Source organism: Bacillus luti (assembly GCF_009739945.1).
GTDB lineage: Bacteria > Bacillota > Bacilli > Bacillales > Bacillaceae_G > Bacillus_A > Bacillus_A luti.
The window spans coordinates 3,555,543-3,574,929 of sequence record NZ_CP040336.1 but is presented as its reverse complement, the minus strand read 5'-3'; the positions used below and the strand labels follow the sequence as shown (position 1 = coordinate 3,574,929).

The 19,387-nt window shown below is 36.8% G+C and carries 7 protein-coding genes; 4 read left to right on the top strand and 3 right to left on the bottom strand.

What is annotated here, in order from left to right; translation table 11 throughout:
* Window positions 1-6: 6 nt before the first annotated feature.
* Together EUC40_RS18060 and EUC40_RS18055 are read left to right on the top strand one after the other, a co-directional pair.
* The gene (locus EUC40_RS18060; protein ID WP_156576211.1) at window positions 7-873 is read left to right on the top strand and encodes a 5'-3' exonuclease; all 867 of its coding nucleotides are present in this window, start codon (window positions 7-9) and stop codon (window positions 871-873) included.
* A 334-nt stretch (window positions 874-1,207) separates the two neighbouring features.
* Entirely contained in the window at window positions 1,208-1,348 is a 141-nt protein-coding gene (locus tag EUC40_RS18055) for an FbpB family small basic protein (protein ID WP_071709735.1), read from the top strand.
* A gap of 73 nt (window positions 1,349-1,421) precedes the next feature.
* Here the strand turns inward: EUC40_RS18055 and EUC40_RS18050 are convergent, their stop codons facing one another.
* Window positions 1,422-16,448 carry a DUF7507 domain-containing protein gene (locus tag EUC40_RS18050; RefSeq protein WP_156576210.1) on the bottom strand — a complete coding sequence of 5,009 codons (15,027 nt, stop codon included), beginning with the start codon at window positions 16,446-16,448 and terminating at the stop codon, window positions 1,422-1,424.
* 122 nt (window positions 16,449-16,570) lie between these two features.
* Between EUC40_RS18050 and EUC40_RS18045 the strand changes: the two genes are divergently transcribed.
* Window positions 16,571-17,431 (top strand): GNAT family N-acetyltransferase, encoded by an 861-nt coding sequence (locus EUC40_RS18045; protein ID WP_156576209.1) that lies wholly within the window; start codon window positions 16,571-16,573, stop codon window positions 17,429-17,431.
* 42 nt (window positions 17,432-17,473) lie between these two features.
* Here the strand turns inward: EUC40_RS18045 and EUC40_RS18040 are convergent, their stop codons facing one another.
* Complete coding sequence (locus EUC40_RS18040; RefSeq protein ID WP_156576208.1) at window positions 17,474-18,034, bottom strand: cysteine hydrolase family protein; 561 nt, start codon at window positions 18,032-18,034, stop codon at window positions 17,474-17,476.
* 183 nt (window positions 18,035-18,217) lie between these two features.
* Between EUC40_RS18040 and EUC40_RS18035 the strand changes: the two genes are divergently transcribed.
* A complete protein-coding gene (locus EUC40_RS18035) occupies window positions 18,218-18,478 on the top strand; it encodes a DUF6123 family protein (protein WP_001195211.1) in 261 nt (86 codons plus the stop codon).
* 2 nt (window positions 18,479-18,480) lie between these two features.
* Here EUC40_RS18035 and EUC40_RS18030 read toward each other — a convergent pair whose 3' ends face one another.
* Window positions 18,481-19,386 (bottom strand): DMT family transporter, encoded by a 906-nt coding sequence (locus EUC40_RS18030; protein WP_071709731.1) that lies wholly within the window; start codon window positions 19,384-19,386, stop codon window positions 18,481-18,483.
* Window position 19,387: the final 1 nt, after the last annotated feature.

Below are 19,387 nucleotides of genomic sequence, written 5' to 3'. Positions count from 1 at the left end.
GGGATTATGAAAAAGGTATTATTAGTTGATGGTATGGCACTATTATTTCGTGCTTTTTATGCAACAAGTGTCTACGGACAATTTATGAAACGACAAGATGGTACCCCGACGAACGGGATTCATGGTTATATGAAACATTTATTAACAGCTATGCAAGCAATTGAACCGACACATATCGTAACATGCTGGGATATGGGAAGTACGACATTTAGAACAGAATCGTTCTCAAATTATAAAGCAAATCGTGCAGCGCCGCCAGAAGAATTAATTCCGCAATTTGATTTAGTACAAGAAATGACTGCTAAATTATCTATTCCGGTCATCGGTATGAAAGGATATGAAGCAGATGATTGTATCGGTACGCTTGCAAAACAATACTGCAATGAAGCGGAAGTTTATATTTTAACAGGTGATACAGATTTACTTCAACTTGTTGATAAGAACGTTAAAGTTATGCTCTTGCGTAAAGGAATCGGAAATTACGAGTATTACACACCAGAGAAAATCATGGAAGAAAAAGGTGTGGAACCATGGCAAATCGTTCATGCGAAAGCGTTCATGGGGGATACGAGTGATAATTATCCTGGCGTAAAAGGTATCGGTGAAAAAACAGCGTATAAGCTTATTCAAGAGCACGGAACAGTATCAGCTGTACTAGAAAACGTAGCCTCATTAACGAAAGCACAGCGTACAAAAATTGAGAGTGATTTAGAGAACTTAAATATTTCATTACAATTAGCACAAATTCATTGTGAAGTTCCTATTTCATGTTCACTAGAAGAAGGATTACACACAATGGATGAAGAAAAACTTAGATTCGTTTGTGAAGAAATGAATTGGGGAAGACCTGAAATATTAATAAATATGTTATAAGAAGTAGAAAGGCCGATTAAATATTTTTAATCGGTCTTTCTTTTTTGTTCACAAAGTTGTCAGAAAATAAACGGAATTTTCATATGAAGTTCAAATGGAATTCACAACAATCAATTATTATAAGAACACACAGATAATTCTTTATCTTTTATCCCGCTTTAATGGGCAGTAAGACCCCCGCCTCAAAATTTAGCAAAAGCACAAAATTTAGATGGGGGATCAACTGCCCATAAAAGTCCGATTGGTTCAACTAATAATCAGTGGGGGATGAAGAAAACCCCCACTGATTAAAGTTTCACTTTATATAAACCATCCCCCAAGGAGGAAAATGAAAATGCGAAAAAAAATGAGAAAATCCTTTAAACAATTATTAATAGAAAATAAACAATCCCTACTAACGAATAAGGAAAATATGAAAGAAATTGAAGATCGGATTGAGAAACGACACGTAGCATATAGCGCTACTAGCAATTGAGTATTATCATTTTGTTCGTGAAAAAAGCTTGTAGTTTGGAGAGTATCCAAACTACAAGCTTTTTCTTTTTTGATTACCGCCACCAAATCCAAAAGTAATTTCGTATATTCCGAGGAGTAATGCGTATAAAGCGTTCCCCGTCAAAGAAGCAATTTAAATTTGGAAGTGTTTCATCTGGATTTTCTGGAATAAAGGTGACGACGTTTTCATTACTTGTAATGGTTACGATAATTGGTGGATCTGTAGGAGTGGTTTGAAGTTGTAAAGAAACATTTGCACTGTTTTTAAATTCATTATTAACAGGCGGGTTTATCACTTGTACTGTGAATAACACGATAATTGTTTCATTTGGTTCCAAATGAGTAGCGATTAGGAAACCGACATTCGGATTTGCTAGTGGAGCGTGCTCACCATTAATCATGACAGTTTCATTCATAAATTGTAAATCTGCTGGAATGGTGTCTTGTAAAGAAACGTTTATAAGTGAAATGTTAGAAGTATTTGTAATTTGAACCGTATAATCAAAATATTGATTTAAATAAGCTGAGCTGACAGAAGCATTTTTTATTACTGCTGCAGTAATAAATTGAACTGGTATGCGGACAATATTTGAATTAACGATGAGAGTAATAATTGGATCCTGTGGTGTCAATTGGAAAGCGGCTGTAACTGTTGCAGAATTTATAATTGTACTGTTTGAAGGAATAGAAGTTACAAGAACTTTAAATGTTATCGTTGCTACTGAATCTGCAGGTAAAGAGCCGATATTCATACCAGTGTCTGGACGAATATTAGGGATTTGGGTACCGTTAATTGTTACGCTATTTTCTATAAATGTTGTACCCGCTGGAATGATATCTAAAACGGAAGTATTCATTGTAGGAATTGGAGAATGATTAACTATCTTTAATGTGAATGTAATACTATCTCCTATAACGACGATAGATTTGTCAGCAGTTTTTTCAATGATAACCATTGGGTCAACGATTGTCGTTGTAACAATATTTGTTTGCTTTGTAATTGTAATAGGTGGTTCGTTTGGATCAATGGTAACAGCATAAGAAATAGAGGCATCGTTATTTATTGCGGATTGAAGAGTAGAAGCAGATATTGCGACTTGGAACGTAATAATAACAGCTTTATTTGGAACAAGATTGTCTAACGTAATACCGTTTTCGGGATTTGCATTAGGCTGATTGATTCCGTTAATCGTAACACTACCAGTAACGAAGGTTGTATCTACTGGTACGGTGTCTATGACAAGAAGATCTTCAATCGTTATATTACCGCTATTCGTAATCGTAATTGTATACGTTAAAGTTTGACCAGGTAAGGCATTCGTTACATCAACAGATTTTATGGCAATGACATTATCATTTTGGACAGTAGTTGTGACGGTATTTGTTGTAGTTGTATTCGTAACAGGTGCGCTATTTGGGTTGACTATATAGTTAAAGGTAGTAATTGCATTGTTGTTGAGTTCATTTGGTGTTGGGATAGAAGTCACAGAAACTTGGAATGAAGCGATAGCATCTCCACCAACAATTATAGTGCCAATTGGTATACCGCTTACTGGATTAACTCCCGGAAGAGTTTCTCCGTTTACAATAACGCTATTTTCTATAAACGTAGTACCTTGAGGAATAGTATCCTGAATAACTACATCATTTGCTGAAACATTACCAGTTTGATTTAGTGTAATCGTATATGTTAACGTATCACCGACTGTTGCAAATGCAAGGTCAACAACTTTATTACTACTCAAATTCGCGTGATTAATTGCTGTTGTGGCAGCAGACGAAATGATAGTTTCGGTAATAGGTGGTCGATTCGGTACCGTGTATTGATATTCAATTGTACTCGTGTTAGAGATTGGATTTGTTTGCGGAATCGAAGTAACCCGTACTTGGAATAGAATAGTTGCTGTCGTATTAGGCGGAATGTTATCAATTGGTATACCGCTAAGTGGATTGTCATTTGGACGAGCGTTTCCATTCACAATAACACTGTTCTCTATAAAGCTCGTATTTGCTGAGATGATATCTGTAACGATAATGTTTTCTACTTGTATATTCCCATTGTTTGTGATGGAAATTGTATAAGGGATGATAGTTTGTAGGTCAGCGTATTGGATAGGTGTAGTTTTGGTCGCAATTACATTGGCAGAAATGACTTCAGTTAAGGTAATATTACTAGTCGATACTTGTTCTTCACTATTTATCGTATAACGAGAAGTTGATTGATTTTGAATGCGACTGCTAGCCGGAAAATCTACGACGGTAACAGAGAATGTGACTGGGATAGAAATGTTAGGAGCAATTGTTCCTACAAGTATACCAGCACTTGGATTGGCGTTAAGTTGAGGAATATTATTTACTAACACGCTACCGTTAATAAAGGTTGTTCCATCAGGTATATTATCTGTAAATATAACAGCAGTAGCATCCGTATTTCCTGTGTTCGTTAAAGTTGTTGTATAAGTTAAAATGTCACCAATTGTTACAGAGGTCAAATCAACAGTTTTAAGTGAAACGATATCAGCATCATTAATTTGAACGAAAGTAGTATTGGAAGTAGTAGATTTTTGAATTGGTGCAAAGTCAGGATTGAAAATAAAATCGTAGACGATGTTTGCAGTATTAGGCGTTGGATTTACGGTAGGTAAATTCGTAACGGAAACTTGAAACGTTATTGTAGTCGCTTGACCTGACATAATATTAGGAATGGAAAAGCCGATATTAGGATCTGCTGCAGGAAGCACAGTATTGTTAACTATTACACTTCCCGGAATAAATACTGTTCCATCTTCTATAGTATCTGTAAAAAAGATGGAGTTAGTTGTAGTGGATCCGTTATTTTGAATAAAGACTGTATATGCAATGGTTTCATCAATATTAGCTAATACTGTATTAGCGGATTTTGTAGCGGTAAGAATAACATCAATAAATTGTATATTTGTAGTATTGGAAGAGGTCGTTTCTGAGATTGGTGGTGCGCTTGGATCTGGCTGATACTCATAGTGGATGACGGCGATATTATTAATGTTATTTTGAGAAGGTATAGAGACTACATTTACTTGGAATGTCACGATAATTGTATTGTTTGGAAGGATAATATCAAGGGTGATTCCGGTAATTGGATTTTCGTTAGGTCTTGGTATGCCATCTACAAGAATGCTATTTGGAACGAATGTGGTGCCAGCAGCAATTGCGTCAATTAGGAGAGTATTTGTAATAGGTACTGTACCAGAGTTTGTAACTGCGACTGTATATGTGATGATTTGACCGATGCGTGTAATGGATCTATTAGCGGATTTAATTGCACTAACATTTGCCGTCCGCACTTCAGTATTTACTGCATTTGATAATGATCTACGCTGAATAATCGGAGAACTAGGGTCAATTTGGTATTCATATGAAGTGTCTGAAATGTTAATGACTGTGTTGCCAGAAGGTATATTTGTAAGTTGCACTTGGAATGAAATAGTGACTGTTTCATTTGGTTGTATCGTGCCGAGAGTTACTCCGTTTTCTGGATTCGCACCAGGCTGAATCACATTATTTATTGATAAGCTATCTTCAATGAATATAGTACCTTCTGGAATGTTGTCAATGAACACTGTATTGTTAGCTGGAACGGTTCCGATATTTTGTAGTGTATTTGTGTAGGTAATATTTTGCCCGATGGATACGAAAGTAACATTCGCCTGTTTAACAGAAATAATATTTGCATTTTGAAGTGATGTTGTAACGATATTAGAGTTTGTAGAGCGATTCACTGGTGGAGCTGTAGGAATACTTACATATTGGTAAGTTGCAAATGATTGATTTATAATTTCGGTTTCAGTAGGTGGATTATTCGTTTGTACTTGAAATAGTATCGTTTTGGAACCGTTTGATGGAATCGTTCCAATCGGTATTCCGTTTTCTGGATTTACACCTGGCTGCAAGACACCGTTAATTGTGACAGTATCTGGAACGAATGTAGTACCAGCCGGAATAGAATCTGTGAAAATAGTATTTATTGCGTCAACGTTTCCGATATTTTTCACTTCAGAAATATAAAGTATAGTTCCACCAATATCTACAGTTATTGGATTGGATGTCTTTGTAATTGTCAATTGTGCTTGCACGAAATTTGTAATGACGATATTACTTGTAGATGTTTCCGTAATAGGTGGTTGCCCTGGATCTGGTTGAATTGTATAGGTTGTATTGGATTGATTTGTAATCGTTTGTTGCGAGAATGGATCGTTAATAAGAATTTGGAACGAAATAAGGTGAATAGCGTTTGCTGCTAGGGTAGGCAAAGCAACACCTACATTTGGATTTGCACTAGGTATAGCTGTGCCGTTAAGGGTAAAACTGTTTTCTACAAATGTAGTACCTTGGGGAATAGTATCTGAAAATATGAGATTCGTAGCTGGAATATTTCCGGTATTTTCTAGTGTTATCGTATAAGTTAAAATATCACCTGTTGTTGCTTGTTGTGCATTGACTGCTTTTAAAGAAAGAATATTCGCGTCCGAAATTTGTGTAAAAACTGGATTAGACGTAATTGTTCGAGAGACAATAGGTGCGGCTGGATCGGCGATAAAAGTATAGTCAATACGGGCTGTATTAGAGATTGGATTCACAATTGGAATGGATTGGACGAGAGCTTGGAATGTAACGGTGACGATTTCTGATGGTGCGATGGAGTTTAATAGTATTCCTACGTTAGGATTGGCATTTGGAACGGAAACGCTATTAATGGTTACGCTATTCGGAATAAATGCAGTTCCTTCTGGGACTAAATCTGTTAAAGTAACTGCATTGGCAGTTGTATTTCCGTTATTTCGAACGACTACTGTGTAAGTGATTGTACCGTTAGTAGATTGTACGAGAGAATCTGTATTTTTAATTGCGGATAACGATGCATCAACGACAGCTGTATTAATCGTATTAGATGAGGATGTTGCTGTAACTGGAGGTTGACTCGGATCGACAATATACGTGTAACTTGTAAGTGCTTGATTTATAATTGCTCCTTGCGGTGGAATAGAGCTTACAAGAAACTGGAACGTAATAGTAGCAGAATCACCTGGTGCGATAATACCAACTGGAATACCGAGAGTTGGACTTGCATCTGGAAGTGAAATCCCGTTGAGTGTAACACTATTTGGAACAAATGATGCTCCTTCAGGAACGCCGTTAATGAGTAATACAGAGTTTGCAGGGAAGTTTCCGGTATTTGTTAATTTTGCTGTATACGTAATTACATCTCCGATAGATACGATTGCTCGATTTGCTTCTAAAACAGTTGTAACAGTCGCGTTATTAATTTGTGTTGAAGCGCTATTAGAATGTATTGTGCCTGTAACAGGAGGAGCAGCCGGATCAACGGTGAATGCGAATTGAATAGATGCAACGTTTGTAATTGGATTTGAAGGTGGAGTAGATGTAACTATGACTTGGAAAGTAACAGTTAAGGAACTACCCGCGCTAACGGTTCCGATAGTAACTCCGTTATTTGGATTTGCACCTGGAATGGTACTTCCATTTACAGCAAAACTATTTTCAACAAAGGTCGTTCCTGCTGGAATGAGGTCTGAGAAATTTGCATTCGTAGCGTTTGTATTGCCGCTATTTTGAATGAAAACTGTATAAGTGATCGTGTCTCCAATATTCGCAAAGGCTGTACTAGCAGTTTTTACAGCTGAAAGTATTGCTGAATTAATAGAAGTAACGAAGACGTTCGTTTCCACATTGCCAGGTTGAGCCTGTAATGTATTGCCTACGTTATATTGGAAGTTAACAAAACCTAAGTTTTGGAGTTCAGGAGTGAATGTTGTTGGATTGCTTACAATTTGAACTTGGAATATGATTGTTACAGTTTGATTTGGATTGATTGTATTTATACCAACACCGTCAATGATAGAAGCGGATGGTAACGGAGTACCGTCAACAATAACTGATCCTGCAACAAATTGTGTCCATGTTGGTAAAGGGTCTGAGAAAATAGCATTGTTAGCAGGAATATTGCCTGTGTTCGTAATCGTAGTTGTATACGTAATCGTATCACCAATCGTTGCAAAAGCTTTATCTCCGATTTTAATCGTGTTTAAAATTGCACTTTCGATTTTTGTTGAAACAGTAGTAGAAGTAATATTTTTTGAAACTGGTGGATTAGCTGGATTAACGATATGCTGGAAGCTAACGCTAGCTTGATTAGTAATTGGATTTATAGGTGGAATTTCATTGGCATTAATATGAAATGCTACGATGACAGACTGGTTTGGCGCGATATCACCAATTGGAACCCCCGTAACGATATCTGCATTGGGGATGGTAGTTCCGTTAAGTGTAAAACTATTCGGTTCAAATGAAGTTCCGTCTGGAATAAGGTCGGTGAAAATAACATTCGTAGCATTAACATTACCGCTATTTGTAATTGTAACGGAGTAGATAATATCTTGCCCGATATCTACCGTTGATACATTTGAATTTTTTTGTGCAGTAAGGATAGCACTATTAATTTGCGTAGTCGTTGTATTAGATTGATTAGAAGTTGTAATAGATGGCTGGCTAGGATCAACGACATAATGATATGTGATAGAAGCAGAATTAGAGATTGGATTAAGTGTAGGAAGTGTAGTAACAGTTGCTTGGAATGTGACGATTGCCGCATTACCACCATTAATGGAACCTATATTTACGCCAGTAGATAAATCAGTGTTTGGAATGGTTTGCCCATTAACTGTGAAACTGTTTGGAACAAAAGTTAAATTGCTATCAAGTATATCGATAACGGTAACATCAGTTGCAGCCACATTCCCGGTATTAGGGAGGTTAAGTGTAAATGTTATTGTATTACCAACATCCGCGAAAGTAAGATCCGCTGTTTTTGTACTTATAATATTTGCGTTGTTTATTTGAAGAAGTGTAGTGTTGGAAGTAGCTGTACTTGAAACGGGAGGATTAACAGGATCGACAGTAAATTCATACGTCGTTGATGCTGTATTTGGTGCTGGGTTACTAGTGGGAATGCTATTCACTGTAACTTGAAAAACAATACTATATATTTCACTCGGTGGAAGTGTGGCAAGTAATACACCTGTATTTGGATTCGCATTAGGTTGTAACACGCCATCGACAGTTAATGTGTTAGGAACAAATGTGAGTCCACTTGGTAATACGTCTGTGAATACAATGTTAGTTGCATCGGTATTTCCTAGATTGGTAATAGAAGTAGTGTAAAAAGCAGTTTGCCCGATATCAGCATAGGATACACTTTCATTTTTCGTCATGGATAATATAGCTTCTTTCACTTGCGTGGAAACAGGATTACTAATAGAAGTTTCTGCATCAGGTGGTGAGACTAGTTGATACGATGTCGATGAGAAATTTACAATGGGATTTTCAGTTGGTAAGGAGGTCACATTTACTTGGAAGGAAACATTTACTGTAGACCCAGCTGTTATAGGGCCAATATTTACACCATTCACTGGATTCGCGCCACTTTGAGGAATGTCATTAATAGAAAATGAGTTTGCAATAAATGTAGTTCCGCTCGGCATAGTATCTGTGAAAATAACATTTTGTGCAGATGAATTTCCGTTGTTTGTTAAAGTAACAGTATAAGTGAGTGTGTCTCCAATATGACTAAATGATTTATCCACTTGTTTTGATGAAAGGATGGTAGCGGTATTAATTGTAGTAAACACTGTGTTGGAAGTTGCAGTTCTTGTAACAATTGGTGCACTTGGATCAGCGATAAAAGAGTAAGAAGTAGTAGCTACATTTGCGATAGGATTTTGAACTGGTGTAGAAGTAGCTATAACTTGGAATGATATAGATATGGAGCTGTTAGGAGCAATTGATCCAATTGTTATACCTGTATTAGGATTGAGTCCTATTTGTGTGATACCGTCTATTGTAACGCTATCAGTAATAAATGTTGTACCATCTGGTATAAGATCAGTGAAAGTAATATTAGTTGCATTTGTATTACCGGTATTCATCAAAATCGTTGTATAGGTAATGGTATCACTTAGTGTTACAAGTGTTTGATCGACTGATTTTATCATTGTTATCATAGCATTTTGTACAGGGTTTGTAACGATATTCGTTGAAGTAGAAGTTGAAACAGGAGTTCCGTTTGGATCAACAGTATAAGAATATAAAATTGTGTCATTACCCATAATTGAACTTGAAGGAGGAACAGAAAGAACATTTACTTGGAAAGTAACGGTTACTGTATCACCTGGAGCGATATTTGGTATAGTTACTCCAAGTGCTGGTTGCGCACCAAATTGCTGACTTCCATTTATTGTGACTGAGTTTGGTATAAAGGTAGTGCTAGCCGGAATAGCGCTCGTAAATGTAATATTAGTTGCTGGTGTATTTCCTGTATTTGTAATCGTAGTTGTATACGTAACAGTATCTCCAACAGAAATGATAGATTTATCAGCACTTTTTTGGGTTGTTAATATTGCACTATTAATTGTTGTTGAAACAGCATTCGATACATTCGTTTGTGTTACGGCAGGTTGGCTAGGATCGACCACATGTGCAAATTGTACAGAACTAAAATTAGAAATGGGATTTATACTTGGAATGTTTGTAACAAGTACATTGAGAGTAATAATGGTTGTTTCACTTGGGTTTATATTTTCAATTTGAATCCCGTTAGCTGGATTTCCAATTTGCTGTGTACCAGAATTGTTTGTAAGTGTTCCGGAAAGAAATGTTGTTCCTTCAGGTAAAATATCTGTGAAAATTATATTTTGTGAAGTGACATTTCCAGGGTTACTTAATGTAATTGTATAAGAAATTGTATCGCCAATCGTTGCGAAAGTTTTATCTACAGATTTGATTGCCACAACTTCCCCAGAATTTATTTGTGTCGAAACAGAATTAGATGTCGTATTTCGTGAAACAAGTGGTAAATTAGGTCCTGTCATAAATTGATAATTAATAGAAGCGCCGTTTACAACCGGTGAGTTTGGTCCTCCGGGTCCGATTGTAAAAATAGGATTTGGGATACTAACTACTTGCACACGGAAGGTAACGTTTATAAAATCTCCTGCAATAATATCCCCAATGGGTATCCCATTCGCTGGATTTACTCCAGGTAATAAAACCCCACCTACTCGAACGCTATCCTCTATAAATACTGTATTATTTGGAATCGGATCTGTAAAAATGATATTCGTAGCAGTTGAGTTTCCTATATTATCTAATAAAACTGTATACGTTAAAAATGAATTTCCAGGTGCGATATCAGAAAATAGACGATCCACACTTTTTGTTGCTTGGATGATTGCTTCATTAATTTGCACTAAAGTTGGATTACTTGTAGCTGTTTCTGTAACTGGCGGCTGGGTAGGATCCACAATGATAGAATATGTTGTGCTAGATTGGTTCAATGTAGGATTTGTAGCTGGTATTGAACCAACGATCGCTTGAAAACTAATCGTTGTCGTTCCTCCAACTGGAATTGTGTCTAAAGAAATCCCGTTATCTGGTCTAAATCCAAGTTGTGGAATGGAGTTGATTTGTACGCTGTCAGGAACGAATGAAAGTTCAGGTGGTAATATATCGATAAAAACAGGTGTGTTTGCGGTAGTATTTCCGCTATTAGTGAGGCCAGTTGTATACGTAATTGTATCTCCAACAGCGGCAAATGCACTGCTTGCAGTTTTTGTTGCGATAACGGAAGCGGTATTTACTTGTGTAAAGGTTTTATTGGATTTAACTGTTCGTGAAACAGGCGGTTCATCTATATCTACAATAAAGCTATATTGAAGCGATGATTTGTTTGGAATTGGATTAGGATTTGGAAGCGTTGTAATGTTTACTTGAAAACTGAGTGTAATCGATGCATTTGCATTCAAGTTACCAATATTGATACCGTTTTGTGGATTTGCATTCGGGATAGTTACACCATTTATCTTAAAGCTATTTGGGACAAAGGCAGTACCGTTTGGAATTGTATCTGTAAAAACAAGGGTGTTTGCAGTAGTATTTCCTGTGTTTGTAACAGATGAAGTGAATGTAATCATATCACCAATCGTAGCGAAAGTTGTACTCGCATTTTTATTTAAAACTAAAGTAGCATCAATAATTGGAGTAACCGTCGTATTCGTAATTGTACTACCAACAGCAGGTGATTGGTTTGGGTTCACTGTATACTCATAATTTACAAGAGCATTATTTGTTAATGTACCACTAGGTGGTATCGCTAAAATTTGCGCTTGAAAAGTAATGAATACAGTATCTCCTGATGGAATATCTGCTAAGTGAATACCAAGTGATGGGTCTAACCCTGGCTGCGGAATATTATCGATAGTTACAGAGTTTTGGACAAATGAAGCGCCTGCACCGAGTCCATCTGTTAAAACTGTAGCACTAGCAGGGATATTCCCTGTGTTCGTAACTGCAATCGTATAGGTAACGATATCACCAATTGCAGCTGTCGGTGTATTCACTGACTTCGTAGCGATGATTGTAGCATTATTAATTTGAGTTGTTATTAGATTGCTTAGCGCATTGGCGGAAGTAGGAGGTAAGTTAGGATTTACGATATATTGGTATGTTGTATTACTTTGATTCGGGATTGGATTTGGACTAGGTATGGAGTTTACCTTTATCTGAAATGAGATTGTTGAACTTGTATTAGGGTTTATTGGGTCAATTGCAATTCCGCTTGCTGGGTTTGTATTAGGGAGTGTGTTGCCGTTTACTGTTACACTATTAGGAATAAACGATGTCCCGTTTGGAATAACATCTGTAAAAATTACATTTGATGCTAGAACGTTCCCATTATTCGTTAAAGTAGTCGTGTACGTAATAATATCATTTATATTGGCAAACTGTTTGTCAGCAGATTTTACAGCGGTAATAGAGGCGTTATTAATAGTTGTCTGTACAGTGTTAGAAGCAACCATCTGCGTTACAGCTGGTTTGGATGGATCGTACGTGTATTGGAATGTAGTGCCTGATTGATTCGTAATCGGATTTATAGCAGGGATATTTGGTACAGAAACTTGGAATGCAACAGTACGTGATGAATTCGGTCCTATCGTACCAATCAAGATGCCGTTAGCAGGATTTGCATTGGCTATAGGGACATTGTTAATCGTTACTGTATTAGGAATGAAGCTAGTACCGGCTGGAATGATATCAGTAAACGTTACATTAGAAGCAGAAATATTTCCGTTGTTCGTTAAAGTAGTCGTATACGTTATAGAATCACCAACATCAGCAAAGTTTGTGCTCGTTAGCTTCGTAGTTACAATATTAGCAGTATTAATTTGTGTAGTTACTATATTACTAGTAGCATTTCTCACAACAGCAGGTAAAACTGGATCGGCGATAAAGCTATATTGAAGTGCAGCACTGTTTTGAACAGGATTTGGTGAAGGTAAACTATTTGCACTAATTTGGAAAACAATTGTTGTAATTCCGCCTGCTGGAATAGTACCAACTTGAAGACCGACACTTGGATCCGCACCTAGCTGTAAAGCACCGCCTATAAAAGTACTATTTGGTACGAGAGTTGTGCCAGGAGGGAGTATATCGGTAACGACTACATTATTTGCTGGAGTATTTCCAGAGTTAGCTAAAGCAATTGTATATGTGATTGGTTGCCCAACATCTGCAATAGTTAAATCTACCTGTTTGACAATAACTACATTTGCTAAGTTAATTTGTGTACTTACAGTGTTACTTAAAGATGTTTCGGTAGTTGGGGGATCGCCTGGATTTAAAATAAAACTATACTGTGTACTAGATGAATTAATTGTTGGATTTTGTGTTGGTAAAGAGGTGACAGTTACTTGATAAGAGACGGTAATTGAGCCGTTTGCAGGAATGGCAGGCAAGGGAACACCAATGTTCGGATCAGCGTTATTTTGTAACACACCATTGATAAGGAAAGTGTTTGGAATAAAGGTAGTTCCATCTGGATTTGTATCTATGAAAGTTGGACTATTAGCAGAAACACTTCCTGCATTCGTTAAAACGACGGTATAAGTTAATACATCGCCTACAGTAGCGAAACCTTTATCCACTGTTTTGGCTGAAATGACATTTGCATCGTTTACTTGAGTAAATGTAGTAGTTGAAGTAGTGTTCTTACTTACAGGTGAAGCGTTTGGATCAACGATAAATTTATAAGAAATAGAGGCACTATTCGAAATAGGATTAGGGTTTGGAATACTAGTTATTAATACTTGGAATGAAGCTGTAATGGTAGTATTAGCATTGATGCTGCCAATATTGATGCTAGCTGGTGTTGCGCCTGGTTGAGGAACGCTGTTAACGATAACACTGTTCGGTACAAAGGAAGTACCGTTCGCAATTGCATCGGATAGTAATACAGTGTTCGCCGTAACATTTCCATTGTTTGTAAGAGCGAAGGTGTAAGTTAATACATCTCCAACTTCCGCAAATGTTTTATCTACAGACTTAGTAGCTTGAAGGTTTGCTAGTCTAATTGTAGATGTAACAGAATTAGAATTTGCTGTTTTTGAAGTTGGTGGCAGACTTGGATTTACAGTATATAAATAAGAAGCGAAAGCATTATTAATGATAGGATTTTGGGCGGTAATATTGATAACTGTTACTTGGAAAGAAAGGGTAAAAGTAGCTCCGCCAGGAATTGTGCCAATAGGTAAGGCAACGAGAGAATCTACATTTTGCAAAACGCCGTTTAGCGTTACAGTACCAGGAGTCAATATCGTTCCGTTTGGAAGTGGATCTGTTAGTTGTACGTTAGTTGCAGCTGTATTTCCACTGTTTGTAATAAGGATTGTATAACTGATTGTTTCGCCAATTGTAGCAAATTGTTTGTTTGTTGATTTTGTTAATGTTACATTCGCATTATTAATTTGAGTGGAAACGAGATTAGAAGAAATGTTTTTTGTAACGGGTGATTGGCTAGGGTTGACGGTGTATTGATAAGAAGCACTTGATCCATTAGATACGACATTTGACGCGGGTATCGTATTTACTACTACTTGAAAAGAAACATTTTTTGTTGTACCAGTTGGGATCGATCCAATGTTCACACCGTTAGCGGGATTTGCGCCCACTTGTGTCGTGCCATCTATTGTTAAACTGTTTAGAACAAAAGTTGTTCCGGTAGGAATGACATCTGTAAAAATCACATTGTTCGCATTCGTATTACCTGTACCTGTAAAGGAAACGGTGTACGTTAGTGTATCACTAATATCTGCAAAATTTTTATCTACCGCTTTCGTCATTGTTACAGTAGCGTTATTCACTTGAGTGGAGACAATATTCGTCGTATCAGTCCCGCTTACTGCCGGTTGATTTGGTACAGGAACGTATTGATATGTCGTTGTACCACTATTTAATATTGGATTTGTTTGGGGAATAGATGGAACGAATACTTGAAATGAAATAGTAGTAGTAGAATTTGCAGCAATGGATCCAATTGATATACCAGTGGCAGGATTTGCGCCTGCTTGAGTAACTCCGTTAACAGTTACACTCCCAGGAATGAAAGTAGTCCCGCTAGGAATCGGATCCGTATATATAACGTTAGTTGCAGCGATATTTCCTATATTAGCTAAGGCAATATTGTAAGTTAACGTTTCACCAATATCGGTAAAAAGTTTGTTAACTGATTTTGTTCCATTAATATCTGCGAGGTTAATTTGTGTTCCTGCAGAGTTGCTTGTTGCAAGACCGTTAAAGGTTGTTCCTCCAGCAATTGGTGTATATTGAAATGTAATATTAGCAGTGTTAGAAATCGGATTTGGATTTGGAAGAGAAACGACAGTCGCTTGAAAAGTTACTGTACGAGAAGCACTGTTATTAATTGTTCCAAGAGATATACCAGCGGCAGGATTTGCATTTGTTTGTGGTACGCTATCTACCGTCACAGTGCCAGGTATAAAGGAAGTACCGTTAGGAAGATTATCTATAAAAATAACGTTATTGGCGGGAAGAAGCCCGGTATTAGGGATAGTAACGGTATAAGTGACGACATCTCCAATTGCAGCGACGCTTTTATTCACGCTTTTCGTTGCTTGTATATTAGGTGAATTTATGTTGATTTGTAAACCGACTGTATTTAACATATACGCGTCTCCGTTAGTTGTTAAACGGATTGCGGCGGACACTTGAGAATTTGTTAAATAAGGAGAAATATCAATAGAAGTAATGTCCCAACCTTGCCGACCGGCGGAGATATTTGTGCCTGTAGAAGCACTTTGATTTCGCGTTCCAAATGTCCCAGTTGTATCTAAGTTTCCGGCAGCATTATTGACCTGAGAACCAAAGAAATTATTTACAGCATTATTTGGCCCAGATAAAGCATTTAATGAACTGAAATTGGGTCCAAATAATGCTTGATCCCCGGTTAAATCAGCATCTCCTTCGGTAGAACTTAAAAATAATCTCCCGCTTACAGGTCCTCCTGAAGGTGTTAAAAATCCTGAGACAGATACATCGGCACTACCAGTTTCTGCAGAAACACGGTTGCCTGCTACATAAATGGTTAAGTTTCTTGCGGGTAATGTCCCGTTTTGATAAGCAACGATAAGCGTCCATCCAGCTGAATTAATTGTTCCATTAGAAGCATCTATAGGATCTACAAGTCCAGGGACAGCCCCCGTAGTATAGGAACCAGAACCTCCAGCTTGAATAAGTGTTGTTACGTCTGCTGACCGAGTGTAAAAGCCAAATGTAATAGAGTTTGAAACGAAAGTTTGATTGGAAGCTGTAACAGCTGAAGGCGTAATAGAGTATGTTGAAACAGGTGTTGTAAAAGAAACAGGGTTCCCTAATACACTCGTAATGTTTTGATCACGAGATAAATAGTTGCCGCCCCAAATGAGTTCGGCGTAAAGAATCGTACTACCAGCAGGGATATTTAAAATAGCGGTAGAACTATTTTGTGTATAGTTTAACGTTGTACCAGCAGGAAAAGTAGGTACTTGTAAAGCGGTATTCGTAGTTGCGAATGCACCAATTGCCCCGATTGTACCAGCACGGTTTTGATTACTAATTTTACTTAAGCCTAAAGTATTTCCTGTAATAGCGAGTGCGCCGTTAGTGGTGGTAGAAAATCGATTCGTAATGGGCATGTTGTCACCTCATTTACAATATAGTCTTGGTCAAAATAGGATATGTGTGTGACAAATAAAGGGAAACATGTACGAGTTGATTTAGTAATAATGATTTAAATGTCTAGATAAGGGGATGGAGTATGATTGAATTAGAAATGAGGGTAGAACGTCTTAGGCAAGAAAAAATAGAGGACATTGTAGCGTTATCTTCTTATATTGGTTGGGATTATAACAGAGAAGAAGTTGAAGCGATTTTGAACTCAGGTATTGTATATGGCGTATGGAATGAGAGAGAAAAACTTATTGCTAGCGCTGCAATTATATTATACGAAGGGACGTTAGTGTCAATAGGAATGGTAATTGTACATCCGGATTATAAGGGAAGAGGGATTGGAAAGGCGATAATGAATTCTTGTATGAATAGCGTATCAGCTCGCACTCCAATTATGCTTATTGCTACAGATGAGGGGAAGCCTTTATACGAAAAGTTAGGATTTAGGGCAGTGAGTTATGTTTCTAAATACATATGTAACTCGTACAATGCGACTGATCATTGTGTAGGAAATGATGATTATATGATGAATTATGAAGAGGGTGATTTAGAAGAAATTATAAAAATAGATGAATATGCGTTTGGAACAAATAGAAAAGCATTTTTAAAGAAAAGGATTATACAAAGTGAACAGTGTATCGTTGTGAAGGGTAAGGAACAAAAGGTACTAGGATATGGTTTGAGTGTACAAACGCCGGAAAATAGAATAATAGGACCGGTAGTTGCTAAAAATGATGAGATGGCAATAGATATTGTTCATTATTTAGCAAAAGGGAATAATGGTAAATTAAGAATGGATGTACCAGAAGGAAAAGTGAATTTCATGAAAAGGTTAGAGAATTCTGGTTTTCGAAAGGTAAATATGCCGCCAATTATGATGAAAAATAGCAATCAATTATTAAAAAGGAATAATGAGCTATATAGTATTGCAGCACAAATTTTTGGATAAAAAAGAATCCTTTTCACATAAGGATTCTTTTTTATCGTTCATTTAATCGCGATATTGGTCATGAGTTGGTTGAAAGAGATCTTCCTCGATATCTCTCACCATAGAAAAATGATCAACGTTATAATGACCATGTAAAATTTTATTATGATGACCAATAATTTGCTCTGCAGATAACACGTTAGAGTCAGTTGTTGAATGACCATTTTTAATTAATGTAACATCAAAGCCTTGTACAGTGGCTGTTCTAACGGCGGTGTCGATGCAATGTTCTGTTTTACAGCCACCTATAACAATATGATTGATTTTTTCTTCTTTTAAAAGTTCAAGTAACGAAGTACCGTAGAATGAATTTGTTGCTGCTTTATTAATAAGGATTGCAGACTGAGGTACTTTAATTTGATTATGTACTTCAAATCCTTCTCCGCTACCAGAAGCAACATCGATATCTCTTACGAAAACAATAAGAGCATTTGCATCTATTGCTTTCTGCAGGGCTGTATTTAGTGTAGATAATAGCTCGGTTTTACGAAATACTTCATTTTCTTGTTCATTTCCATCAATTAACTCTTGCTGGGCATCAATAATTAATAGTGCTTGTTTCATCGTGTCTCCCCTTTAAATATGAAATAAGTTCCACTGTACATATTCCTTTACATTGTTAGGAAATCCTCCATTACAAGCGAAGTAGACGATTGATTTACAAAGTTGTCAAAGAAATTTCATTCTCATAGCGTGTAAAAACATGTATGATAGGAGATGGAGAATTTTTGAGTAGGTGGGAATAACATGCAAACAGTAGAAGATTATCTTTCATTCTTACATACGAAAGGATTTAAATTATCAGAGGAAGCACAAGGATTTATTATGTTCGGACAAGGATATACGGGTGCTTCTGATGGGATTGTAAATGCAGCAATAGAAGCGACAATTAAACATCAATTGCAGTTTGATGGCAGTTATTTTGTTGCGTTATTAGAACGGTTGAAAGAGGAAGCAATTACAGATAAAAAAAGCGCTAAGGCTTTTATGCGGAAGTTACAAGCGTAACTTCACGCAGCCTGCGCTTCTTTTTTTGTTTTGGAAGGTAATTCAACAAAAATCATTCCTAAGAAAATGCAAAGACACCCAACGATAGCAGAGACGGAAAGTTGCTCGTTTGCGACGAGAACACCAGTTAATGCAGCAAAAACAGGTTCCATTGCGAAAATAATTGCTACTCTTGTTGGAGACGTATGTTTTTGTGCTGATGTTTGGATGAAAAAAGCAATGGATGTTGCAAACAGGGAAGTTAGAAAGAGAGCGAATAAAAAGGACTGGTTCGTCCATAGTGATACTGAAAATACTTTTTCCCAATCTTCAAACAAAAAAGCACAAATAGAAGAAAACATACCAACAGCTAATACTTGTGACGTGCTTAATAATAAAGGGGATATTTTTTTAGAAAAGAATCCGTTAATGAGAATATGTGCAGCGAATGCGACAGCACAACCGAGAACGAGTATATCTCCAATGTTTAATTGGAAAGAATCACCAGCCGTTAATAAGTACAAACCTGCTGTTGCCACAGCAATGCCAATTACGATAAAAATGGTAGCCTTTTGTTTTAAAAAGATAAAAGACAGGATCGGAACCATAACGATACTAAGTCCAGTTAAGAAACCAGCTTTTGAAGATGTTGTATAAAGTAAGCCGAATGTTTGTAATAAATAGCCGACAAATAAGAAAAATCCCACCATTAATCCAGCTAAACTACTATGTTTTAATTCTTGTTTTGAAGTTTTCTGTGAGAAAATCATTTGAACGAATAATAAAATAATTCCGGCGAATAAAAAGCGAATGCCATTGAAAGTAAATGGCCCGACAAAAGACATAGCATTTTGAACGACAACAAACGTAGCTCCCCAAATAAAAGAGACAAATAATAAAGCAAGAGGAGCAATCCACTCTCTTTTCACA

Coding starts and splice junctions, on each gene's coding strand:
- EUC40_RS18040 (WP_156576208.1), bottom strand. CDS start 18,034: ATGAAACAAGCACTATTAATTATTGATGCCCAGCAAGAGTTAATTGAT.
- EUC40_RS18060 (WP_156576211.1), top strand. CDS start 7: ATGAAAAAGGTATTATTAGTTGATGGTATGGCACTATTATTTCGTGCT.
- EUC40_RS18035 (WP_001195211.1), top strand. CDS start 18,218: ATGCAAACAGTAGAAGATTATCTTTCATTCTTACATACGAAAGGATTT.
- EUC40_RS18045 (WP_156576209.1), top strand. CDS start 16,571: ATGATTGAATTAGAAATGAGGGTAGAACGTCTTAGGCAAGAAAAAATA.
- EUC40_RS18050 (WP_156576210.1), bottom strand. CDS start 16,448: ATGCCCATTACGAATCGATTTTCTACCACCACTAACGGCGCACTCGCT.
- EUC40_RS18055 (WP_071709735.1), top strand. CDS start 1,208: ATGCGAAAAAAAATGAGAAAATCCTTTAAACAATTATTAATAGAAAAT.